The 23,845-nt window shown below is 62.1% G+C and carries 19 protein-coding genes and 2 tRNA genes; 13 read left to right on the top strand and 8 right to left on the bottom strand.

Translation table 11 applies throughout. The features are described 5' to 3' along the window. Nucleotides 1-79: 79 nt before the first annotated feature. Complete coding sequence (locus tag IEV75_RS03750) at nt 80-697, bottom strand: methyltransferase domain-containing protein (protein WP_188451202.1); 618 nt, start codon at nt 695-697, stop codon at nt 80-82. A 45-nt stretch (nt 698-742) separates the two neighbouring features. Between IEV75_RS03750 and IEV75_RS03745 the strand changes: the two genes are divergently transcribed. From IEV75_RS03745 to lon, 11 genes are all read left to right on the top strand, one after another. Further along, a tRNA-Leu gene (locus IEV75_RS03745) sits at nt 743-827 on the top strand. Between the two features lie 140 nt (nt 828-967). After that, nucleotides 968-1,798 (top strand): sulfotransferase, encoded by an 831-nt coding sequence (locus IEV75_RS03740; RefSeq protein WP_188451201.1) that lies wholly within the window; start codon nt 968-970, stop codon nt 1,796-1,798. Continuing rightward, entirely contained in the window at nt 1,799-3,226 is a 1,428-nt protein-coding gene (locus IEV75_RS03735) for a sulfotransferase family protein (RefSeq protein ID WP_188451200.1), read from the top strand. A gap of 3 nt (nt 3,227-3,229) precedes the next feature. Then, nucleotides 3,230-5,059: an ABC transporter ATP-binding protein gene (locus tag IEV75_RS03730; protein WP_233351733.1), complete on the top strand. Its 1,830-nt coding sequence runs from the start codon at nt 3,230-3,232 to the stop codon at nt 5,057-5,059. Nucleotides 5,060-5,216: 157 nt separating this feature from the next. Beyond that, a complete protein-coding gene (tig, locus tag IEV75_RS03725) occupies nt 5,217-6,734 on the top strand; it encodes a trigger factor (RefSeq protein ID WP_188451199.1) in 1,518 nt (505 codons plus the stop codon). 174 nt (nt 6,735-6,908) lie between these two features. Next, nucleotides 6,909-7,529: an ATP-dependent Clp protease proteolytic subunit gene (locus tag IEV75_RS03720; protein WP_188451198.1), complete on the top strand. Its 621-nt coding sequence runs from the start codon at nt 6,909-6,911 to the stop codon at nt 7,527-7,529. A 238-nt stretch (nt 7,530-7,767) separates the two neighbouring features. Next, nucleotides 7,768-9,045, top strand: a complete 1,278-nt coding sequence (gene clpX, locus IEV75_RS03715) for an ATP-dependent Clp protease ATP-binding subunit ClpX (protein WP_188451197.1) — start codon at nt 7,768-7,770, stop codon at nt 9,043-9,045. Nucleotides 9,046-9,141: 96 nt separating this feature from the next. Continuing rightward, nucleotides 9,142-9,987, top strand: coding sequence for a hypothetical protein (locus IEV75_RS03710; RefSeq protein ID WP_188451196.1), 846 nt, complete (start codon nt 9,142-9,144; stop codon nt 9,985-9,987). Nucleotides 9,988-9,995: 8 nt separating this feature from the next. Continuing rightward, nucleotides 9,996-10,832, top strand: a complete 837-nt coding sequence (locus IEV75_RS03705; protein WP_188451195.1) for a hypothetical protein — start codon at nt 9,996-9,998, stop codon at nt 10,830-10,832. Continuing rightward, nucleotides 10,829-11,605 (top strand): hypothetical protein, encoded by a 777-nt coding sequence (locus IEV75_RS03700; RefSeq protein ID WP_188451194.1) that lies wholly within the window; start codon nt 10,829-10,831, stop codon nt 11,603-11,605. Before IEV75_RS03705 ends, IEV75_RS03700 begins: the two co-directional genes overlap by 4 nt. A gap of 191 nt (nt 11,606-11,796) precedes the next feature. After that, entirely contained in the window at nt 11,797-14,193 is a 2,397-nt protein-coding gene (gene lon, locus IEV75_RS03695; protein ID WP_188451193.1) for an endopeptidase La, read from the top strand. Between the two features lies 1 nt (nt 14,194). Here lon and IEV75_RS03690 read toward each other — a convergent pair whose 3' ends face one another. Then, nucleotides 14,195-15,688, bottom strand: coding sequence for a phytanoyl-CoA dioxygenase family protein (locus IEV75_RS03690; RefSeq protein WP_188451192.1), 1,494 nt, complete (start codon nt 15,686-15,688; stop codon nt 14,195-14,197). Then, a complete protein-coding gene (locus tag IEV75_RS03685) occupies nt 15,685-16,335 on the bottom strand; it encodes a peptidylprolyl isomerase (protein WP_188451191.1) in 651 nt (216 codons plus the stop codon). The genes IEV75_RS03690 and IEV75_RS03685 overlap by 4 nt, the downstream gene beginning before the upstream one ends. 272 nt (nt 16,336-16,607) lie before the next feature. Here IEV75_RS03685 and IEV75_RS03680 point away from each other — a divergent pair, with 272 nt between their 5' ends. Both IEV75_RS03680 and IEV75_RS03675 read left to right on the top strand, forming a co-directional pair. Then, on the top strand, nt 16,608-17,780 hold the full coding sequence (locus IEV75_RS03680) for a bifunctional chorismate mutase/prephenate dehydratase (protein ID WP_188451190.1): 1,173 nt from the start codon (nt 16,608-16,610) through the stop codon (nt 17,778-17,780). A gap of 85 nt (nt 17,781-17,865) precedes the next feature. Beyond that, nucleotides 17,866-17,941, top strand: a tRNA-Val gene (locus IEV75_RS03675). A gap of 34 nt (nt 17,942-17,975) precedes the next feature. Here the strand turns inward: IEV75_RS03675 and IEV75_RS03670 are convergent. From IEV75_RS03670 to IEV75_RS03650, 5 genes are all read right to left on the bottom strand, one after another. Then, nucleotides 17,976-18,692, bottom strand: coding sequence for a sugar transferase (locus IEV75_RS03670; RefSeq protein ID WP_188451189.1), 717 nt, complete (start codon nt 18,690-18,692; stop codon nt 17,976-17,978). A gap of 163 nt (nt 18,693-18,855) precedes the next feature. Next, on the bottom strand, nt 18,856-20,088 hold the full coding sequence (locus IEV75_RS03665) for a glycosyltransferase family 4 protein (RefSeq protein ID WP_188451188.1): 1,233 nt from the start codon (nt 20,086-20,088) through the stop codon (nt 18,856-18,858). A 16-nt stretch (nt 20,089-20,104) separates the two neighbouring features. Then, nucleotides 20,105-21,745 carry a heparinase II/III family protein gene (locus tag IEV75_RS03660; protein ID WP_188451187.1) on the bottom strand — a complete coding sequence of 547 codons (1,641 nt, stop codon included), beginning with the start codon at nt 21,743-21,745 and terminating at the stop codon, nt 20,105-20,107. Nucleotides 21,746-21,813: 68 nt separating this feature from the next. After that, the gene (locus IEV75_RS03655; RefSeq protein WP_188451186.1) at nt 21,814-22,635 is read right to left on the bottom strand and encodes a formyltransferase family protein; all 822 of its coding nucleotides are present in this window, start codon (nt 22,633-22,635) and stop codon (nt 21,814-21,816) included. After that, nucleotides 22,632-23,738: a prenyltransferase/squalene oxidase repeat-containing protein gene (locus IEV75_RS03650; protein WP_188451185.1), complete on the bottom strand. Its 1,107-nt coding sequence runs from the start codon at nt 23,736-23,738 to the stop codon at nt 22,632-22,634. Before IEV75_RS03650 ends, IEV75_RS03655 begins: the two co-directional genes overlap by 4 nt. Nucleotides 23,739-23,845 lie beyond the last annotated feature (107 nt).

Raw genomic sequence — 23,845 nt, 5'->3', positions numbered from 1 at the left:
TCACCGGCGCAAGCCGGTGCCCAGTCGTTTTCTGGACCCCGACTTTCGTCGGGGAAACGCGCTACTTGGGTGGCGAACGCTAACGCCGCACCAGCGCGACGGCCAGTTCCTCCTTGGCGTTCAGGCCCGGATGGGGGAAGGCCGCCGGCTCGTCCTCCGGCCATTGCCAGCGCGTATCCGGGAAAAGGGCGCGCATGGCGGGGATGCCGCAGCCATAGGGCGGGCCGCCCATCTCCTCCTTCTGCATGAAGAGCGCAAGCAGCACCCCGCCGGGGCGAATCTGTGCGTACGCGCCCGCCTCGTATGCCTCACGCAGCCTGGGCGGAATGGCGCAGAGGAAAGTCTGCTCCCAGTAGAGGTCGAAGGGCGCTTCGGGCCGGTAGGCGAGTGCGTCTCCCGCTTCCAGATGCGCTATCAGGCCCGCTTCGGCGAACCGGGCGACCTGCCAGTCGATTGCCGTGGGGGAGAGGTCGATGGCGGTGACGTTCAGCCCAGCTCTCGCCAGCGCCAGCGGCTCCTCGCCGCGCCCGCAGCCCGGTACATAGACCGACTTGCCGGCCTGAAGCAGGCCAAGGCCCCGCCAGTGCTCAAACGCCGGATGCAGGCCCTTGCGCTCCCACGGCGCATCGTTGGCACGAAAACGTGCATCCCAGTCCATGGGGGCAGGGGGTGTACCGCCTGCATCAGGTGTTGTCATATCCGGTTTCCCGTCGCGGTCTCTTTCGCTAGAGATAGCGCCGTTGCGGGTGTGGCGGAACTGGTAGACGCGCTGGATTTAGGTTCCAGTGGAGCAATCCGTGGAGGTTCGAGTCCTCTCACCCGCACCACTTCTGGTGATGCTCAGCCCATCCGGGCGCACTAAGCATCGAACTGCAAGATTTTACTTGCGCGAAGCGGCACAAACGCGGCTGATATGTGCTTTGCAGGCAGGCAATTAGCCTCGTCCGGCGCTGGGGGCATTCGCAAAATGGATATCGCTGCCCTGACGGGTGTGATGATTGGCGGGGCTGGCCATTCCGGCTCCACCCTGCTGGGCATGATCCTCTCCGGGCTCGAAGGCGCGGTGTATATCGGGGAAGGGGCCAAGGTCCGCTATCTCGGCGATATGACCAAGCCGCTGAAGAAGCGGGCCTGCAAGATATGCGGTGATGACTGTGCGTTCTGGAACGGCTTTCGCTGGGATACATCACGCGGCCTCTACGAGCAGGTCGCGGCGCATTCCGGCGCCCGGATCGTTATCGATTCCTCGAAAAAGCCGGACTGGATCGCCGCGCGCGCCGAAGAGTTGCGGGCGGGCGGGCATATGGCCCGGCTCATCATCCTGACCCGTGACGGGCGGGCGGTGGTCAATTCGCGGCTGCGCAAATACCCCGACCGCGATGCGGCCTCCCAGATAACCGAGTGGATGGAACAGATCACCGCCGCCCGCGCGCTGGCCGCGGACTTTCCTGGCGAGGTGCTGAACCTTGCCTATGAAGAGCTGGCGACGCGCCCGGAGGACACCGCGCGCCGCCTCGCGGCGTTCATCGGTGCGCCCTTCAATGCGTCCATGCTGGCTTTCTCGAGCCGCGAGCATCACCCGCTGGGCGGCAATAACGGCACGCAGTTTCTGGCCGCACGCGGACAGCAGGGCGGCGCGGATGTGCAACCGGGCGCCCGCTCGGCGGCCTATTACCGCGATCATCCGGACGCCATCCGGCTGGACCTGAGGTGGAAGGACGAGCTGCATGACACGCATGCCGCCCTGTTTGAGCAAATGGCCGGGTCATTGAACCAGTCCATGAAGTGGGAGTTTTAAGTGACCAAGATTGACCTTGTTTTCCGCCGCGTTGATGAGCGGACGGCGGACATCTCCCTGGAACTGGCCAAGCGTCATATCCGGCCCGATGCCATTCATATCCTGAACGATGTGCGGCCATTCACGCGCTGCGTGGAGGAAATGCTCAAGATCGAGCATGACTGCGATTATGTCGTCTATCTCGATGCCGACTGCCTGATCCTTGAAGACATGCGCAGCTTCATCGAGGAATGCGACGCGGCCTATGTGGACGCCTATGTCTCAGACCGCTTCCGCGGGCGCATCCATTGCGGTGTGCATATTACCCGCATTGACCTTGTGCGTGCCATGGGGCGGATAAAGCCGCCGGTGGATGACCTCAAATATGCGCTTCGGCCGGAATCACGCCTGCGCAACCTGGCCATGAAGCCGCTGCGCCTGTCCAAGCAGTTCCGCAATTTCGATATACTGCACGACCACTTCCAGTATTATCGCCATGTTTTCCAGAAGTATGCGCTGCGCGAATTGCGCAGCCGCACCGAGGTCCAGTTCCGGCGTCTCAGCTCTGCCATGTCGGGCTGGAATATGGATGACGGTCTGGATCTGGACCTCAAGGTGGCAATGGCGGCGGTGGAATACGCCCGTCGCCATGTGGCTCCCGAAGCCGGCGCGGCAGAGGTCCATGCCTTCATTGCGGCTTTGCCCGAGCATGCGGACATTGCGCTCACCGAGTTGGGCATCGCCGAAAAACCGGCCATGAGCATGGCTGATCTGGAGGCGTGGCTGGAGAAGAATGACCGGCGCGAGGTCTATGGCTCTGCCAGTGATCGCAAGAAGGTGTTCGGGCTGGGCCTGTCGCGTACCGGAACTCGCTCTCTTACCTCGGCCCTGCAGATGCTGGGCTGGGACTGCAGCCATTATCCGATTGATGAGGATACCTACACCGAGCTTGCCAACGGGCAGTACGATCTGACACTGCTGAAATACCATGACGGTCTGACCGACATCACGTGCGCGCCTTACTACCAGCAGTTCGACAAGCAGTATCCGGGATCGAAATTCATCCTGACGGTGCGCGACAAGGACAGATGGCTCAATTCCTGCCGCAATCACTGGTTCAACCGGCCGGCGTTTGGTGATGCGGAAGACCCCGATCAGGAAGTCCATTTCCTGATGCGTCAGCTCCTGCGGGCCGCCGTTTATGGCTGTTACACCTATGTGCCGGAACGCTTTTCCTGGGTGTATGACCGGCACGTCGCGGAGGTGAAGGCCTATTTCAAGGACCGGCCGGACGATCTGCTCATCATCGACGTATGCGCCGGCGAGGGGTTCGAGAAGCTCGCGCCCTTCCTGGATGTGCCCGTTCCGGCTGAACCTTTCCCGCACAAGGGCGCACTGCTGACGCAGCGGGTCGAGGAGGCGCGGGCCGGCTCTGTCGCGGCGGAATAGGATGTGACCGAAGACGCGAAAATCGCGATGCCTGAGGCACGTGAGTCTCTCGCGCTGGCCTGGCGGACCCTTGTCCTTGCCTGGGGTGCCGCGCCGCGCCTGATCATGTTGATCGCCGGTCTCACGCTCGTAGCGGCTGTGGCACCGGCGCTCGCGGTGTACCTTGCCAAGCTGATGATTGATGCGGTGCTGCTGGCGATCGAGACCGGCGAGGCCGCCGACCGCGATCTGGCGCTGGGCTATGCCGCAGGTGAGGCAGCCGTGATCGGCGGGCTGGTCGCGCTGCGCCGTATAACAGGTCACTATCTGAACCTGCTGCGCGCCGAGCTTGGCTACCATATCGGCAACCGGATTTTCTCGAAGACGGCCCGGCTGGATCTCGAAACGCTGGAGCGCGCCGATATCCAGCAGCAGATCACGCTCGCCCGGCAGAACGCGGTCGCGCGGCCATTCTCCATGGTGCAACGGGTTTTCGATGCGGCGCAGAACGGTGTGACGCTGATCAGCTTTGCCGCGCTTCTCATTGCTTACTCGCCCTGGCTGGTCCTGCTGATATTTGCCGGCGGGCTGCCGTTGTTTCTGGGCGAGCTGAAATTCTCCGGAGCGGGTTTTCGCTACTATACCGGCCGCACCCCGCATGTGCGCCGCCGCACGTATCTTGAAGGATTGATGGTATCGCCGGCTGCGGCGCCCGAACGGCTGCATGCCGGCGCCAGCGACGCCATTTCGGGGCGTCAGCAGGCCCTTTACCGGTCGCTCCATGCCGAGGACCGGGCGTTACAGGGACGGCGCAGCTGGGGCGGTGCGGCGCTGATCGGCGTTTCCAGCCTTATCTTCATTGCGGGCAAGCTCTACGCGGTTTTTCAGGCGGTTGCCGGCGTGATCTCGCTGGGCCAGATGACCTTGCTGATCGCCGCGCTCAAACAGGGGCAGAATACGGTAACCAGCCTTCTGGCGGCGTTCAGTGGCGCCTATGAGGACGTGCTCTATGCCTCCAATCTCTTCTCCCTGCTGGACCGCCCGGTCTCCACGGACGAAGGCACGCTGACGCAAGGCCCGTTGCCTGATGACGGCTATCGCTTTGAAGGGGTCAGCTATCGCTATCCCGGCGCGTTGCGCGACGCGGTTCACGATCTTTCCCTGCATATTCCGCCCGGCCAGCGGCTAGGCATTGTCGGCGCGAACGGGTCGGGAAAATCCACGCTGGTCAAGTTGATGGCCGGATTTTACGCGCCTTCCTCCGGACAGATTCTGCTCGACGGGGCGCCGCTTGGCGATTGGGCGCCCGAAGCGCTGGCGCGGCGTACTGCGCTATTGTTCCAGCCCTTCCAGCGCTATGCGTTCACCGTGCGCGACAATGTGGCGATGGGGCAGGGCCTGCGGCCCATGGATGATCTTGCCGTCAACGCGGCCATCGATGCGGGCCTTGCCCGCGATGTCATTGATGAGCTGCCAGCGGGGCTTGATACCGAACTTTCCCGCCAGCAGCTGGAAGGGGTGGAGCTTTCCGGCGGGCAGTGGCAGCGCCTTGCGCTGGCGCGCGCGATGCTGCGTACGCACGCCGATACGCTGATACTCGATGAGCCGACATCGGCGCTGGACCCGGAAGCGGAAGCCGCCCTGATCGACCGGGTCTCTGCTGCGGGAAAAACCGTCGTGCTGATCAGCCACCGGCTTTCCAATCTGCGTGCGGCGCAGCGAATCGTCGTTTTGCAAAAAGGGCGTATCGCCGAGACCGGCACCCATGCAGAGCTGATGGAGGCAGGCGGCGCCTATGCCAGCCTCTTTGCCGCGCAGGCGGGCTTCTATAACGCCGATCCGTCCGCTTCGTAGGCTTGCTTCACATCAACCGCCATAGGCCCGTTGCGTCCGTGGAAACCGCGTGACATAACGCGCGCTCGCTCCCGGCAGGGCCGGGCGTGCGGTTCCCGCAATTTTTGTGGCGCATGCCTGCAAACTGCCGATGTATCCATGACAAGGCCTCGCCACTATGAACGTTGTTGAAAAATCTTCCGAAGGACTCTCGCGCACGTTTGAAGTGGTCGTGCCTGCGTCCGACCTGCAATCGCGCCTCTCGGTCAAGATCGAGGAAATCCGCCCGCAAGTGCGCCTGAAGGGTTTCCGCCCCGGCAAGGTGCCTGCCGCCCACATCCGCAAGATGTTTGGCGCTTCTATCATGAGCGACATCCTTCAGGAGATCGTGCCGGAGGCCACGCAGTCCACACTGGACGAGCGCAAGCTGCGTCCGGCAAGCCAGCCGAATGTGGAAGTGAAATCGGATGCGGACGACGTCCTGAAGAACGGCAAGGACTTCACCTTCGAGATCAATGTCGAGGTGATGCCGGAGTTCGAGACCACCGATCCGAAGAAGCTCAAGCTGGAGCGCCCGGTCGCCAAGGTCGGGGACGATCAGGTCAACGAAGCGCTGGAGCGCCTGGCCAAGGACAGCCGCTCCTACGAGGACAAGCCCAAAACCGCCAAGGCGGCCAAGGGCGATGTCGTGGTCATCGATTTCGTCGGCAAGATTGACGGCGAAGTCTTCCCGGGCGGCTCGGCAACCGACTCGCGCGTTGCGCTGGGTGATGGCGCGTTCATACCGGGCTTCGAAGATCAGCTGATCGGTGCCAAGGCCGGTGATGACGTGGAAATCAAGGTCACCTTCCCGAAGGATTACGGTGCAGAGCATCTGGCCGGCAAAGACGCCGTGTTCGAGACCAAGGTGAAATCGGTCCAGGCACCGCAGGACAGCAAGATTGATGACAGCTTGGCCGAGCGCCTCGGCCTGTCCGATCTCGACGCGCTCAAGGATGCGCTGACCAAGCGTTTCGAGCAGGAGCACAATCAGGCTTCGCGCATGAAAATGAAGCGTCAGCTTCTCGATCAGCTGGACGAAGCTCATGGCGATATCGATCTGCCGGGCCGGATGGTCGAAGCCGAGTTCGAGAACATCTGGCGTGAGGTTCTGGCAGCCAAGGAAGCTGGCGAGCTGGAAGACGAGGACAAGGACAAGTCCGACGACGAGCTGAAGGCTGATTATCGCACCATTGCCGAGCGCCGTGTGCGCCTGGGACTGGTGCTGGCCGAGATCGGCCGTAACGCCAAGGTGGACGTGACGCAGGAAGAGCTGGCCCGCGCCGTCAACCAGGAAGCCATGAAGTATCCGGGTCAGGAGCGTCAGGTTGTCGAGTACTTCCAGAACAATCCGGGCGCCGTCCAGGCCCTTCGCGCGCCGATCTATGAAGAAAAGGTCGTCGACTACATCATCGAGCTGGCAGACGTGAAGGAAGTCAGCGTCGACCGCGACACGCTCTTTGCCGACGAGGATGAGGCTCCGGCCAAAAAGCCCGCGAAAAAGGCTGCGGCGAAAAAGACGCCTGCCAAGAAGTCTGCTGCTGCCAAGGATGAGGCCAAGCCTGCGGCGAAAAAGGCTCCGGCCAAGAAGGCCGATGGTGACAAGCCTGCGGCCAAGAAGGCGCCTGCCAAGAAAGCAGCAGCAAAAAAAGAGTAGTGCGCCAGGGCGTACTGACCCTTACTGCCATTGATCGCCTCATGTGCACCGGGCCCGCTTGCGGGTCCGGTGTGCGCTTGCCAAATTGAGCGAAGCCTTCCAGCTTGCACGGCACGGCTATGCCCGTCCGGGTCATCCAGCCAGTATCAGTGCACATTCCGAACGGAGCCGGTGATGAGAGATCCCCAGGACGTGATGATGAACCTCGTTCCCATGGTCGTGGAACAGACCAGCCGGGGCGAGCGCGCGTTCGATATCTATTCGCGCCTGCTGAAAGAGCGCATCATCTTCGTTACAGGGCCGATTGAAGACCATATGGCCAGCCTGATGGTGGCCCAGCTGCTCTTCCTCGAATCGGAAAATCCGAAAAAAGAGATCGCCATGTACATCAACTCGCCAGGCGGCGTGGTGACGGCCGGTCTCGCGATCTACGACACGATGCAATATATCTCCGCGCCGGTCGCCACGGCCTGCATCGGCATGGCGGCGTCCATGGGCTCACTGCTCCTGGCAGGCGGTGAAAAGGGCATGCGCTTTGCCACGCCGAATGCGCGTATCATGATGCACCAGCCCTATGGCGGTTTTCGTGGCACCACAGCCGATATCGAGCGCCATGGCGAGGATCTGGTGAAGATGAAGCGGCGGCTTTACGACATCTATGTGCGCCATAGCGGGCAGGACATGGCTGTTGTGGAGAAGACGCTGGACCGCGATTCGTACATGGATGCGCATGAGGCCAAGGATTTCGGGCTCATCGACCGCGTCTATGAGCGCCGGGCTGAGTCCGGCGCCTGACATTATTCTGCCGCCGTTCACCTGTTGTTTTGAAACCGCAGTTTACCCTGCGGGCAGCACCTCGCGCTTGATTGACATGCGTGCTGGTGATCGAATGGCTTTGAAGGGAAACCTTTCGTCAAGCTCCGGCCCTGATCTTGCAGGGTAGCGTACCGGACTGATTCCGGTGGTGAACGGATGCAGATGGCGGGTCGGGTCCCAAGTTTGAGATAACCGGGCGCTGCCGATTGGAGCGAGCATGACCAAGGCGACCACAGGCGACGGGAAGAGCACCCTATACTGCTCCTTCTGCGGCAAGAGCCAGCATGAGGTGCGCAAGCTCATCGCAGGGCCGACCGTATTCATCTGCGATGAATGCGTGGAGTTGTGCATGGACATCATCCGCGAGGAGAACAAGACCTCGCTGGTGAAGTCTCGCGAGGGCGTGCCCAGCCCGCAGGAAATCTATCAGGTGCTGGAAGATTATGTGATCGGCCAGGCGCACGCCAAGCGCGTGCTGTCGGTGGCCGTCCATAACCATTACAAGCGCCTCAACCACTCGGCCCAGAATGCTGATGTGGAGCTGTCGAAATCCAACATTCTGCTGATCGGCCCGACCGGGTGCGGCAAGACGCTGCTGGCGCAGACGCTGGCGCGCATCCTTGACGTGCCTTTCACCATGGCAGACGCGACCACGCTGACCGAAGCCGGTTATGTCGGCGAGGACGTTGAGAACATCGTCCTGAAGCTGCTTCAGGCTGCCGACTACAATGTCGAGCGGGCCCAGCGCGGGATCGTCTATATCGACGAGATCGACAAGATCAGCCGCAAGTCCGACAACCCCTCCATCACGCGGGACGTGTCGGGGGAGGGTGTGCAGCAGGCCCTGCTGAAGATCATGGAAGGCACGGTCGCCTCCGTGCCGCCGCAGGGCGGGCGCAAGCATCCCCAGCAGGAATTTTTGCAGGTCGACACCACCAACATACTCTTCATCGTCGGCGGTGCGTTTGCGGGCCTTGAAAAGATCATCTCGCTGCGCGGCAAGGGGTCGGCCGTCGGCTTTGGCGCTGATGTGCGTGATCCTGATGCGCGCCGCCAGGGCGATGTGCTGCGTGAGGTCGAGCCGGATGATCTGCAGCGCTTCGGCCTGATCCCGGAATTCGTCGGCCGCCTTCCGGTCATCGCAACGCTGGAAGACCTGGACGAGAAGGCCCTGATGCAGATCCTCACCGAGCCGAAGAACGCTCTGGTGAAGCAGTATCAGCGCCTGTTCGAGATGGAAGGCGTGGGCCTGTCCTTCACCGAGGATGCACTCATTGCCATCGCGCAGAAGGCCATTCTGCGCAAGACCGGCGCACGCGGCCTGCGCTCGATCATGGAGGGCATACTGCTCGACACCATGTTCGACCTGCCGAGCCTGGAAGGCGTTGAGGAGGTTGTGGTCAACGCCGAAGTGGTCAATGGCGATGCCAAGCCGCTCTACATCTATTCCAAGGCCCGCTCCAAGATGGAAGAGGCCCCGCGTCAGGGCGCCTGAGGCACTTCGGGATTGTTGGAAATCTGAAACGCCCCGGCTATCCGCCGGGGCGTTTTTCGTTTCAACTATGTTTCGAGGGAAGAGGTGGGGAGTTCCATGGTGAGCGGGATCAAGGGTAGCGTCCGGGCGATCGCAGGCCTGACCGTACTGGTAACGGGTGCCTGTGCTTCGGCGGCAGTGGAAGACGACGTGCAGGTGACAACTGCCCGTGTGCCCGTCGCGGAATGCTCAGCCGTTACCGAAAGTGGGGCGCCCGTGGTGTTTTTCGCTATCGATACGACCACCGCGCCGTGGGAACCTGCGCCGCGCGTTGCGGTCGCTGCTGGAGCCGACATTCCAATCAATATCGGACAGAATTATGCACCGCACGGGATGCGTCGTATTCCGCGTGAATGCATTGAATGGCGGATTGAACCGGAACGCCACGCGTCTTTTTCGGAAGGCGGCGAGCGCCTGACAATAGCGGGCGACCTCCCTTTGGGCTCGGTTGTTGAACTTACGGCGGTGATAGCGCAGGAGGGCGAGCCCACGCGGGCCGGAACCTTGCGGATATCCATTGTCGATGACGTATCGCGCCAGCTGATTGGCACCTGGAGTTTCGAAGATGTTCGCGGTTGTGACCGGATGTCGCTCGATCCGCCGCGCGAGATCCGCTTCGAGCCAGAAAACTCTGCGCGGGTCGCATGGACGGTTTTCGAGCAGTACTGGGATTATTGGGGGCGCTATGCGTGGGACCCGCAAACCGGCGCGTTCAGTCTTGAACCCACAGGCGGAAATCGTCTCCCGCCCGACATAAGCGCGACCGGCCGTCTTGTTTTGGAAGATGAACGGCAACTGGCCATCTCCGGCTTCCATTTCGGCACCCGCGAGCCTGAGACACCGTCCTTCATGGTGTCCGCCGAGGAAGCCGGCTGCACTCTGGTCTTCAGGCGGCAAAGATGAGGAATATCATGGCGTCTTTCAAACTTGTTTCTGCAGGATTGGCGGTTCTGCTCGCATCCTGTGCCACGACGGGTGCGGGCGAGTCTGCGCAAGACGCGGTAGCCGGGCCTGTCGACTGCTCCAGCTATCGCGCAAGCGATGCGCCGCTGGTTTTCCACGCCATGGATCCGAACGTACCAGCGGCATGGCCGACCCAGCGGATCGTGGTGTCCGCAGGGGTGACCATACCGATCAGCGTGGGCCATTTTGACCCGCGGCGGGGGATCGAGCCTGTGCCTGTGCAGTGTGTGGACTTTCAGCTATCGCCGTCAGATGCTGTGCGCCTATCGCAGGATGGCTTGTCCATCGAGATCGGCGAGGATGCACAGCCCGGTTCCGACATCCAGCTGACCGGAACCCTGCGCGGGAGCCGTCGCGGCGAAGGCTCTGAAACGTTGCGGATTGTCATCATCGACGAGATCAGCCGCCAGTTGATTGGCACCTGGTCTTTTGACGCGGTGCGTGGCTGTGACGCGGCTGAGGTCGATCCGCCACTGGAGATACGATTCGAGGTGAATAACGGCCTGTCGGTCACATGGACGCCGTTCGGGCGCTATTGGGACTATTGGGGCCGGTATGAATGGTCGCCTGACACCGGCGCATTCACCTTCGAAGCAACGGGCGGCAATCAGGTTCCGGCCGATATCAGCGTGAACGGTGAAATGGTGCTGGAGGACGACCGGCATCTTGCTCTGTCAGGTGTCCATTTCGGAACGCGCGAGCGCGGCGCGCCTCCCTCTGGCGTTTCGGCGGCAGAGGCCGGTTGCACTCTGGTCTTCAGACGGCAGGGGGCGGCGCCGCAATGAAGTCTTTGATGCTGGCTTCGGCAGGGCTGGCAGTGCTCCTGGCCTCGTGTGCCACCGCCGAGCCCGGCGTCTATCGCGGGGCCGTGCGCGGCGCGGACGATCCCCATTCGGGCAATAATCTCGAAGACCTGCCCCGGTGCAGCGAGATTTATGATGGCGGCGCCTATCTTGTCGCAAGCCCTGTGGCTGGCCGCCCCGGCGGTCGCATTGAGGTGCGACACAATCTGGGCATGGGCAACAGGCCCTATAACATTCCGCCGCGCTGTGTGGACGAGTGGCGGATTGATCCGCCGGACGCGGCGACGCTCTCCGGCAATCGGCGCTTCCTTGATATCAGCGCGGATACCGCGCCGGGGACGCTGACGCTCACCGTCACGGCGCAAGGGTATTCGACCAGCATTTCGATACCGGTCATCGATCCCGATCTGCCCAATATCTATGGCAGCTGGATTCCGGCACAGCCGTTTTCCTGCGCCGGATACGAAATGCCGAGCGTGTTCAGTATCCGCCCGGATGGCCGCGTCCTCATCGCGTATCCGAACATGATGGGCCGTTATCAGGATGAGCGCGCCTACACCTATGATCACGTGACCGGCGCCTTCACGCTGGGCCAGCAGAGCGGCTATGTGCGGGTGATGGGGGAGGGGCATATCGTCTTCACCGGCTTTGCCTTTCCGTCTGGCAGAATGCCGCCTCCGCCTCCGCCAGGTGAACCGGAGCCTGATCCGACGCGTTGCGAATATGAGCTCCGCCGTGCCGGTGAAGCGTACTGACGGCCGGCCTGGTTGCTCTGACAGCGCTGTGCCTTGAACGTGCCGCGTACAGCTTCCACTTGTTGTGCAACGCGAAGCGCGCGAGGCTGAGTGCATAGCGCGCCGTTAAACCCTTTGGCGGATCCTGCATGGCAGGGTCAGGCCGTGATGGCAGGCGATACGGCCGGCCGCGGCCAACGGAGACAAGACTGATGAGCGAGACCAAAACCCTGCCGCTGCTGCCTTTGCGCGATATTGTGGTGTTCCCCCACATGATCGTGCCACTTTTTGTCGGGCGCGAGAAATCGGTGCGCGCTCTGGAAGAGGTCATGCGCGGTGGCAAGCAGATATTGCTGGCTACCCAGAAAAGTGCCGGTGATGACGACCCCAAGCCGGACGCAATCTATGAATCCGGCGTCCTGGCCTCCGTCCTGCAACTGCTGAAGCTTCCCGATGGTACGGTGAAAGTACTCGTGGAGGGATCGCAACGCGTTACCATCAAGGCATTCACCGACAATCAGGCCTATTTCGAGGCCGAAGCCGAACTGGTGGATGAAGACACAGGGCCTCAGTCCGAAGTGGAAGCGCTGATGCGCGCGGCCGCCGAAAAGTTCGACGAGTACGCCAAGCTGAACAAGAAGGTGCCGCCCGAAGCCCTTTCTGTCGTCAGTGAAATCTCCGATGCGGCCAAGATGGCCGATACCATTTCGGCGCATCTGGCGGTCAAGCTGACCGAGAAGCAGGGCCTGTTGTCCAACCCGAATGTCGTGGCCCGTCTGGAAACGGTTCTGGGCCTGATGGAAGGCGAAATCTCTGTCCTGCAGGTGGAGAAGAAAATCCGTTCGCGCGTTAAGCGGCAGATGGAGAAAACCCAGCGGGAATATTACCTTAACGAGCAGATGAAGGCGATCCAGCGCGAGCTGGGCGAGGGCGATGATGGCCGCGAGGAGCTGGCTGAGCTCGAAGAGCGTATTGCCAAGACCAAGCTCTCCAAGGAAGCGCGCACCAAGGCCGATGCCGAGTTCAAGAAGCTGCGCCAGATGAGCCCGATGTCGGCGGAATCCACCGTCGTGCGCAACTATCTCGACTGGCTGCTTTCCATTCCGTGGAACAAGCGCAAGCGCTCGAAGATCGACCTGACCAAGGCGCAGACAACGCTCGACAACGACCACTATGGCCTGGAGAAGGTCAAGGAGCGCATTGTCGAGCATCTGGCCGTGCAATCACGCACGAAGAAAATCCGCGGGCCCATACTCTGCCTGGTCGGCCCTCCGGGCGTCGGCAAGACCTCGCTTGGCCGCTCGATTGCGGAAGCCACGGGGCGTGACTTCGTGCGCGTCTCACTTGGCGGTGTGCGTGACGAGGCGGAAATCCGCGGCCACCGGCGCACCTATATCGGCTCCATGCCGGGGCGGATCATCCAGTCGATGAAGAAGGCCAAGCACTCCAACCCGCTCTTCCTGCTCGACGAGATCGACAAGCTCGGCGCGGACTATCGCGGCGACCCCGCGTCGGCGCTGCTGGAGGTGCTGGACCCGGAACAGAATGCGACGTTCAACGACCACTATCTGGAAGTCGATTACGACCTCTCCGACGTGATGTTCATCACCACCGCCAACACGCTGAACATGCCCCAGCCGCTCCTCGACCGGATGGAGATCATCCGCATTGCCGGCTACACGGAGGATGAGAAGCTGGAGATCGCCCGGCGCCACCTCATTCCCCGTCAGCTGAAGAACCACGCACTCAAAGACGGTGAGTGGTCGGTGACCGACGAGGCGCTGCGCGATGTGATCCGCTACTACACGCGCGAATCCGGTGTACGTAATCTCGAACGCGAGATGGCGCGCCTCGCCCGCAAGAGCGTGGTGAAGCTGGAGAAGGGCGAGACCGACAAGGTGGTCATTACACCGGAGAGCCTGGAAGGCTTCCTGGGCGTGAAGAAGTTCCGCTTTGGCGAGACCGAGGAAGCCGACCGCGTCGGCCTTGTCACCGGCCTTGCCTGGACAGAGGTCGGCGGTGACCTTCTCACCATCGAGGCGGTCACCATGCCGGGCCGCGGCCAGATGAAGGTCACAGGCAATCTGCGCGATGTGATGAAGGAGTCCATTTCGGCAGCGAATTCGTTCGTGCAGTCGCGTGCGCCGTCGGTCGGCATCAAGCCGACCATTTTCCGGCGGACGGATATTCACGTCCACGTGCCGGAAGGCGCGACGCCCAAAGATGGCCCGTCAGCAGGCATCGCCATGGTCACGGCCATCGTTTCGGCACTGACCGGCAATCCGGTGCGCAAGGACGTGGCGATGACCGGCGAGGTGACGCTGCGCGGCCGTGTCCTCCCCATTGGCGGCCTGAAAGAGAAGCTGCTGGCGGCGCTGCGCGGCGGGGTCAAGACCGTTCTCATTCCTCAGGAGAACGAGAAGGACCTCACCGAAGTGCCCGATAATGTGAAACAGGGCCTGACCATCATTCCGGTGGAAACGGTGGACGAGGTGCTGTCCATCGCGCTGGCCGAGCCTGTCGAACCTGTGGAATGGACCGAGGCCGACGAAGCCGCTCTGGCCGCCATGCCGTCATCTGGCGAGGCGGGCGAGGCAAGGGCGCATTAGGCTATTCAGATGGGGGCCTGGCCTTAGGGGCAGGGCTCCCGTCTGCGGCCTGACTTTGTGCGCGCCGCCCTCTCGCATAAACCTGCCTCAGCGCCTCGATGGCGATCATAAACACCATGGCCAAGGCTTCGGGGTCCCGCTTTGACACTTCCTCGTCGGAAAGGTTGTCGAGCCGCTCGATGCGGACCATTGCACTCTCGAACATGCGTTCACAATAAACCGCGTCCGTGTCATCGGGACGCGCCCCGGCGGCATCGATGAGCGCCTTGTACAGTTCGGGCAGCGTTGCGGTATCGGAGCGGGCATTGATTGAATTTGCAATCATTCCGGCCAGTTGCCGCAGCGGCTTGACCGCCTCACCGGGGGCAAGGAGCCGCGCCCGTTCGCATTTCTCGAACGCCAGGTCGATGGGGCCGTCATCAGCCGCGACCGTGGTGTACGATACAACTCCGGCCCCGCCATCCTGTTCCAGCTTCTGTACGGCGACAGCGTGACGCTTCTCCAGCCAGGCAGTCGTTTGTGGCCCCAGCCCGCGCCGCCGCCCGGCATATCGGTGCATCAAGGTGGTGTTGGGCGCGTTGTCGGGTAGGCTCTCTGAATAATGACGCCGCAGAATTTCCGGGTAGTTGCGTGGCACAGGAAAAATTCGTGGCGGGAAGGTAGCGAGTTCGGAAGGGTAGAGCGTGAACCGGATGGTCATCAGCTGCCGGCCCGTCGTGTTCGGCCAACGCCCGTGCCAGGCGTCGTTGAGAAAGAAATACACATCGCCGGGCTTGCCGATGATCTCGGTCCGTCTCGCCTGATAGATGTCCTTCAGCGAGCTGTTCGCAGGTAGTTGTCTGGTCTTGTCGTCTGGCAGGCGCTTGTATTTCGACCGGCGTGAGTGGCCGAATTCATTGGTAAAGTTGCCGGTCGGCGATAGAGCAAAATCCCACTGGGGTGCGAACGCCTCCCATTGAGTACCCGGTATCACGGCTGTCCCGCCAGAACCGGGGGTGGTCATGTCGTCAAAGAAAATCCCGAAATTGCAGGCGCCAAGCGTATCGCGATGCCATCCGTGCGGGATCTGGAAAGTGTCCACCTCGTCATTCTTGCCCGACGAAATGCGTACGAGATCCTGGCGAAGCTGGTAGTTGGGGCCCACAACCCGCCTTATCATCTCGGCGAACGGCTCGTTTTCAAGAATGTCTGCGATCAGCCTGGCCGTCAGCTCCGACTTTGTTGATGGTGAGCGGATCGTCCGCATAAGGTCGGTCAGGGTTGAGTTGTTCGGCGGGTATTTGGGCGCGCTGTGCTCAGCCCGTTGCCTGTCCTCGAGATCAGCGTCGAACAGTGCCTGAAGTTGATTGCGCGCCTTCAGCACCCGGTCTTCTGGGAAAAAGTCCCGGACAGTAACGTAGCCATCGGTGTCGATACTTTGATAAAGGCGATCCGCCGATACTTCGCTTGCGGCTATTCCATAGCTGGATGCGGCTTTTTGGTTTTCAGCGCTCATTGTTGTCCCCGCGCGTTAGCATGCACAACCCGCACGCTCTCAATCCGCACCGGCTCTACGATGAATTGCGGGTACTGGAAGTCCTCTGGCGCTTCCTCCAGGCTCGTCTCCTGCTCAGCGATCGCCTCGACCACCTCCATGCCTGCAATCACCTGGCCGAACACGGCATAGCCCGCCTCGTCGGGATTACGCCGCCCGGGGCCTGAATCGAGGTCCGGATAGTCGTCCACCATGATAAAGAACTCGGTTGTGGCGGTGCCGGGATCAAACCGCGCCATCGAGATGGCGCCGCGCACATGTGACAGGCCGGTTTGTTCGGTGGGTTCGTGGGCGATGCCGTCTGCCTCCGGCAATCCGTCAAATCCGTAACCGCCCTGGATGAGATGCATGGGCTCGATGCCGGGGCGGTCATTGTCGGGGCGAACCGCACGATAGAAGGAGCCGCCGTCATAATGGCCGGCCTGCGCATGCTCAACGAAGTTGGCGACCGATACCGGCGCCGCATCCGGATAAAGCTCGAGACTGATCACGCCCAGCGATGTCGTGATCTCCGCGGTGAGGGTTGCACCATTGCCATCGCCATCGTCAGAGGCGGGCGCGCAAGCAGCCAAAAGACAGCTTGCGAGCAAAATTGCGGTTCTGATCATCTCAATTCCCCGTTCCTCTTGTCCAGGACGCAGCGTTTCACGCGCACGATGCATTGCCAAGCCTGTTGCCATAGGCCGTTGACCCCACCCGATTTCCTGCTCACAGTAGGCGTATGAGCACTCGCAGCATTTTTGCCACCCGCTATTATTTCGGCCTCTTTACCAGGGGCGGGTGAAATCTGCGCGCGAACAAGCAGCCAGACGGATTTCACGGCCCCTCCACCAAACCGGACGGGGCCGTTTTCATTTCAGGGACAAGAGGGCAGGGTGCCATGACCACACAGAGCGACAGCCGGACCGAAGAGCGCACAAGCCTTCGCAATGCGATAGACCAGACGGATGCCAATCTGGTCCGGACCCTCGTTGAAAGGCGGCGGCTGGCCGAGGCGCTGGGCGCGCTGAAAGCCGGTGATGGTGCGCTGGTGCGCGATGTCGAGCGTGAGCGCGCGGTGCTGGACCGGGCCGTTGCCCTCGGCCGTGAAGAGGGGCTGGACGAGGCTTTCGTCGAAAAACTGTTCCAGCTCATCATTGATGATTCACTGCGCCGCCAGCGCGCGGGGCTGGATGCACGCGTGCGCACCGCCACCCTGAGCGAGGCGAAGGTGGCCTATCTTGGCGGGCCAGGCAGCTATAGCCAGTTTGCCGCCGACGCCCATTTCGCAGGCCGCTATTCAGCCGTGATGCCCGTGATCCAGCGTGAGTTTGCCGGCATTTTTGAAGCGGTGGAGAAGGGTGAGGCCGATTACGGCTTTGCCCCCATAGAGAACACCACGACCGGCGGCATTGTGGAGGTCTATGACCTTTTACGCGACACCAGGCTGAAGATTGCCGGTGAACACCATTACAAGGTCGAGCACTGCATTGTCGGCAAGGCGCATGATCTGGGCACGGTGCGAACCGTGCTCGGCCATCCCCAGGCGCTGCGCCAGTCCCAGCGCTTCTTTGCCCGTCATCCTGAACTGAAGACCCGCGCGGTCAGCTCTTCCACCGAGGCGCTGAACGAGGCACTGACGGGTAAGCCGGACATTGCCGCCGTTGCGGGACGGGATGCAGCGCGCCTGTTTGGACTGAATGTGATCGATTCACATGCCTCCGATCACCCGGAGAATTACACGCGCTTTGTTGCACTGGCGATCGACCCTGAACCGGCCTCACCGCTCCTGCCGTGCAAGACATCGCTGGTGATTGTGACATCGGACGCGGCCGGCTCGCTCGTCAGTGCGCTTGACGGTTTCCGCAAGGAGGGGGTGAACCTCACCAAGCTGGAGAGCCGTCCGATTGCCGGAAAGCCCTGGCAGCAAATGTTCTTTCTCGACCTCGAAGGGCATGAAGAACACCCCAATGTCGCGCGTGCGCTCACTACGCTCAGCCGCCATGCGGTATCTGTGCACTCGTTCGGATCGTACGGGTCAGACCGGCTTGAGCCTGCCGCGCGCGCCAGCTGATCGCGCAGTGCGGGCGGGTCTGCCTTTGATGGCAGCGCGGTGATTGCCCGCGCGCGCAAGCAGCGCTAAACAGCGGCTTCTGGAAGGGTGGTTAGCTCAGCTGGTAGAGCAACTCGTTTACACCGAGTAGGTCGGCGGTTCGACCCCGTCACCACCCACCAGACTCTCCCTTTTTGCCGGGATTGCGGCAACGCGCTAAAGCACGCCGGCGCGCGAGATGACGACCTTTGCGGTACGCCAGAGGATCCACATATCGAGGCTCCACGACCAGTGATCGGTGTAGAACTGGTCGTAGCGCGCTTTGCGGCGCGCGGTGAGATTATTGCGCCCGCTGATCTGGGCGAGTCCGGTCAGACCCGGACGGGAAAGCTTGCCGTTGGCGATCAGCCTGCGCTGGTAAACGGCCGGGTCGCTCGGCAGTAGCGGACGCGGTCCGATCAGGCTCATCCTGCCGGTCAGCACAGGGATCAGCTGGGGCAGTTCATCAAGGCTGGTCCGGCGCAGAAACTGGCCAGGAGGGGTCATGCTGGAGGCGGCATTGGCAAACTGTTCGCGCGGCTGTAGCGGGGATCCGGCCCGCATCGTGCGGAATTTCGGCATGGCGAACGTGGCGCCTTGTCCGTTATCGCGCGCCGACCAGAACAGGACGGGCCCGCGGCTCGTCAGCTTTACGAGCAGAGCCGTGGCCAGAAGCAGTGGCAGCATGAAGACGAGGGCTGATCCGGCAACAGCAATATCAAAGAGACGCTTGGCCATACCGCCCGTCTGGTCGCCCGGACGAATGCTTCCCGGCGCGTGAGGGGGCAGGCGGCCGAACTTTTCGGGCATGGCTGCGCCAGACCCCTGCTTGAGTACCAGCAAGGCCTCTGCATCTCTCCCCAGAAGAGTGCCGCGATTGTCCATACCCGCCATCAGTCCTGCCAACGTCCCGCCGCACGGTGCCAGTTGAAGCGTGGGCACCGCAACGCCAATCAGGCCCGCCGGACCAAAACACGCCGATAATCCATACTTTACGCTCCGATTGTTGCAATTGCGTAACGCTTTGTTAAGCAATCGGCCGCTTCCGGAGGCGCATTCAGGGGGTGCGGGCTGTCTGCCGGATAATGTCCAGCATGGCACCGGCGAGCGTCTTCCGGTCGTAACGTGGCGCAGCGGCCAGGCATTTCTCGCGATATGTGGCCAGGGTCTCAGGAGCACCGGCGAGGTGCGTCAGGCGAGCGGCGAGCTCTGCGGCATTTTCAGGAGCAAAGGTTTGCCCGACACCTTCGCATTGCACGATGCTGGCAGACTCTCCTTCTACACCGTGAAGCACCGGCAGGCCCATCGCCATGCACTCGAAAAGCTTTGACGGAATTACGCCTGCAAACAACGGATCGCGCCGGAGATGGATGATCGACACATCCAGTAATGCCCAGTATTGCGGTACTTCTGCTTTCGAAACACTGTCGACAAAGATCACGTTTTTGAGCCCGCGCTCGCTGGCGAGCTTGCGCAGGGCAGGTTTCCTCGCGCCATCGCCCAGAAGCAGGATGCGAATGTGTGCGCCGTCTTCGCGTGCCTGCAGCAGGCTGGCGGCCTCCAGCAGTGTTTCCAGCCCGTGGGCCAGGCCGTGCGTGCCGACATAGCCGGCGACGAAGCACCCTTCCAGCCCCAGCTCCCGCGACAGGGCGGCAGGACGGGGGATCGGGGCGAAGCGCGTCAGGTCTGCGCCATTGGTGACGACATCAACCTTCTCCGGCGCGATACCGCGCCTGGCCAGCTCCGTCCTGAATGCCTGGGTAACGGCCACGATACGGGTGGCGCGCCGGTAGAGAAACAGCTCGATCGCCTCAAGCGTGACAAGAACCGGTCCGTCACGGACCGCGCCGACGGCCTTGATTGACGCCGGCCAGATGTCGCGCAGTTCGAATATCCAGGGGCGCCGCCGGAAGAGGCCGATCATGAAGGCGCACATGGCGGTGAAAAACTGCGGCGAGGTGCCGATGACGATGTCCACCTTGCGCACGCCGAAAGAGGCGATGAAGGCCGACACCATGAAGCTCACGTAATCAAGCGTGCGCCTGTAAAGGCCTTCATTGGCGGTGATGTAGGTCCAGACGCGGATAACGGTGATGCCGTCCATCTCCTCACGGCTGTGCAGACGGTTGCGATAGCCGGGAAAGACCTTGCCTTTCGGGAAGTTCGGCGCGCAGGTGATGATGGTGACCTTCGCCCCCAGCCGTACCCATTCGCGGGCGTGCTCGAAGGTGCGGCTGGCGGGCGCGTTGACCTCGGGCGGGAAGTTGTCGGTCAGAAACAGGATGTGCATGGCCTCTGCCGTCCGGTCATGAGGTGTTCGAGTGTGACGCGGCAGTTTCAAGGTGTAGCTGGAAGCTCCATTCTCCAGGTGCGGTGCCGTAATCGAGCACCAGTTGACGGGTCATGACCTCACAGCCGAAATCGGGCCACCAAGGGCGCTCCACCACGCTGACCCGGGCGGATTCCGCTTCCAGCCGCAGCCGTGCCTCACCCGAACGCAGGAGGATATGGTCCCTGTCGTCACGCACAATCTCCACCGAAGGGTGAAGGAGGAGACGTGCGACAGCCCGTTGCCCGCGCCCGCCGGCAATTGCGTCCTGAATGCTGATCGTCTCATCATCGCTGATCGTGATCACACGGCGATGGACCGGCGAACCATCCAGGTGGGCGTAGCCGTCGTGCCGGGCGTCAACCATCCAGTTGCCGGCGGTGATGCAGGCAGAATTGACAATCACGCCGGGGCGCCGGCCCAGCCGGAATGCGGACCAGAATTCGCCCTGGTCGTGATCGTCGAGCGTCAGGGTGTTGTGCGCCACAGTGGCGCGCGAGTGCGCCCGCCGGGCTCCGGCATTGTATTCAAAGACGCCGGTATCGACGATCATCCTCTGCTGTCCCAATGACAGTTCGAATGAGAAGACATCGCCATGTGCGTGGGCCGGTAATCCGTCGGGACCCAACCTGCCCGCGTCGTAGGCAAGGAACAGTTTGGAGGTGCGTTTCAGGAAAAAGCCGGCAGCGCGGTACTGGCTCCCGGACAGTGCCTGTGGCCAGGGCCCCAGCAGCGTCTCATAGGCGTCTTTCAACGCGCCGCAGGACACAGTCATGTGCAGGCCGCCATCGTTAAACAGCGATATCAGTCCGTCAGGGTGCGTGAAGTCGGACGCAATCTGCGCCATGAGGACGAGCTTGCTCTCCAGCTTCGCACGCAAGCTGCCTGGCGCCATCAGCCGCCAACAATCCAGAAGGTCTGCCAGGACCTGACAATGATAGGCGGGCGAAAGCTCGAAATGGAACCCATCGGGCAGGATCTGCCGGTCCAGCTCGCGCGCAAGCAGCCTGTTCGCCGTGCGGGTGGCCTTGCAGCCGGTCTCGCCGGCAAAGAACCGGCCGCACCAGTAGAGCGCGCGGATGTTCTTGATGAGGTGATTGCCGCCAATGTCTTCTTCGAGATTGGCCTGGAGAAAGCGGGCCTGCTCGGCGATCGAGGCGATCATCCGTTCGGCAAATGCGTAGCCCAGATGTGCCTGCCTCCGCTGATACTCGCCCATCCACGCGACCAGCCTGATCGACATGGCGTAGCTGTTCCAGCTATCGAGCCAGTATCCCGGTTTGAAGGGGCGGTTTTGCGCAATCCAGTCTGAAACCAGCGCCTCAAAGTCCGCATTCTCGAGCTGATGCAGATAGTCGAAATAGTGGAGATTGAGCTTCCACAGCCGGGTGCCTGTGTTGAGGTCTTCGCGATGCCAGTCGACGGGCAGGGTGAACCGCCGGGGTGAATTGAGGAAATTGAATGTGTACTGCCCGTTCTTGACGCTGACCGTGCCGTGCGCGCCTGACAGGAAGGGGGCCGGCAGGTCGCCAGCGAGGGGCGGTGCTTTCTTGTGAGGCGGCGTTTTGAGGGCGGGGATGTTCCTGGCAAGCGCGCTGAGCGCGCGCCTCTTTGTCATTAGCATGGCGCGGTGCGCCAGCTGTCTTGCCGGCGTATACCGGATCGTTCGCGGGAAGCGGCCGGAGATCATGCCTGTTGCGCCATCTTTTGCTGTCTTGTGATCAGCGCTGGCAGGCGTTGTTCCAGAAGCTCGCGCAAGGCCGGGGCCATCACGAAGCACTGACGGCCAGACGGTCCGGGCCTGGAGTATGGCGTTGCAGCTGCGCCGGTGGCGGCAGCATGGAGATGGCGGACCATGGCATCAATGCCCGCCACGACGCAGCGCTCCCTCAATGCGTCGACTGTGTCGCCGGTCCGCGCCTCAACGGCGATGCGCTCCAGTTCAGGGCCGGTATCAATACCTTCATCGATATGGTGAAGTGTGACCGAGACCGGTTGTTCGAGGAGGAGACTCCATTCGCAGGCATTCATGCCGCGAATTGCGGGCAGCGGGCCGGAGTGCGCATTCAGGACGTAGTGTCCGGCAGCGTCCAGAAAGCGGCGCCGGAGAATGCCGCCGCCGGTGTACCCCGTTATGCAGGGGCCCAGCCGCGAAACGATCCTCGCCGCAGCGTGAGAATTGATGTCGCCCACGCTGGTACAGCGCACATTCCATTGCGTGGCCCAGCGTTTCAGCGAGCTTTGCTCCGCCAGCCCTGTACCGGTGAGATATTCGCGCAAAGGGGAAGAGTGCGGGTCCTTGCCTGGGCTTTTCGCGCCTTTCCCGCTTGTGTAATTCAAAACCGTGCCAAGTCCCCGGCTGCGGATGATCGCGCGTATCCGCGTCAGCGAAAACGGATAGGCGATAAGTATCAGGTCTGGCGGCGTGCCTAGCCGGCGCAGCCCCTCTGCGATGGCCACAGAGTGCGGAGCCCTGTCATAGCCGGCTGTCAGGACGATGGGTTTCACCGGTCTGCCTCGCCTTGCAGCCGCGCTGCGAGCATCATCAGGGCGTCGGCATGGTACTTGGCGGCCCAGTTCGGATACCGCATGAACATGTAGCGGCCCCATGGCGGCGATGACCCGGCGACCGCGCCGCGCGTTGCGGCCGGCCTGGAACCTGTTTGCTGATGCGAGCAGACATGATCAACCAACCGGGCAGCGCTGTTGACCAGCCTGAGATCGCGTTCACGCTGTTCCACCCTCAGAAGGCAAAGTGCTGTCTGCACATTGCCTGTCAGGCAGGAGTACCAGGAGACAGCGCTCCAGTCCTCCCGGTACGCGCCCGGCAGTCTTCCATCAGCGATCTGGCTCTTACGGCTCAGCTTTTCCAGCGCTGCCATGCATGGCTCCCCATAAGTGTCCCATCTGTCCAGCAGCAGGGCGCTTTCGATCAAGCCGCGCAGGGTATAGGCGATAGTATGGGTGGGTGCGGGCCTGTCTTCGTCAAAGCCCCAGCCTGCGATCACGCCGTTTGATACACGCCGGGCGATGATCCGGTCCAGAACCCGGATTGCAGCTTCGTGTACAAGGTCATCGCCGGAGAGTTGCCATACCTGCAGCATGGGCCAGGCAACCTGCGCATAATAGCTGGGGTTTACGCCTTCGCGGTAATTGCCGATCTGCCAGCACCCGTCGGCGCCGAGGTTTCGGGCCAGCCAGCTCGCCCCGCGTGCGGCAGCATCCCGCCAGCGTGCCTCGCCTGTATTGCGCGCCAGCGCGGTCATCCCGTCCAGTATCTGCGCAGTGTTGAATACGCTGGGTTGCCGTGCGCTGCCCGGCTTCAGCAGCCCGCCCGGCCACCAGCCGGCTGCATCCTGGAGGTCCAGCAGCCATTCGCCCAGCGTGATGGCGCTGGTGTGCAGGGACGGGTCGTCCAGTGGCGCCGAGGCGTCGATAAGGGTGGGAATGATGTAGCCGGTTGTTTCCGGGTAGGGCGCAGACCATCCGCGAAGATGGGAGTAATGCGCCGAAGAACCGCCCTTTCCATGCTGTATGGACTGCAAGAGCCAGTCTGCGGTGATCCGCAAATGGGCGTTGTAACGCGCGATGCTGGGCAGTGTTTCAGGCATGATGATCAAGGACTTTCAGGCTGAACCGGGAGCGTTGTCTTTAACGTGAGGATGCCCCTTAGCCTCAGGAGACCCGGCGGGTTGCTGCTGTGGTGTTTTCCAGAACC

Source organism: Glycocaulis albus (assembly GCF_014639075.1).
Lineage (GTDB): Bacteria > Pseudomonadota > Alphaproteobacteria > Caulobacterales > Maricaulaceae > Glycocaulis > Glycocaulis albus.
This window is presented reverse-complemented; position numbering and strand designations above follow the sequence as displayed.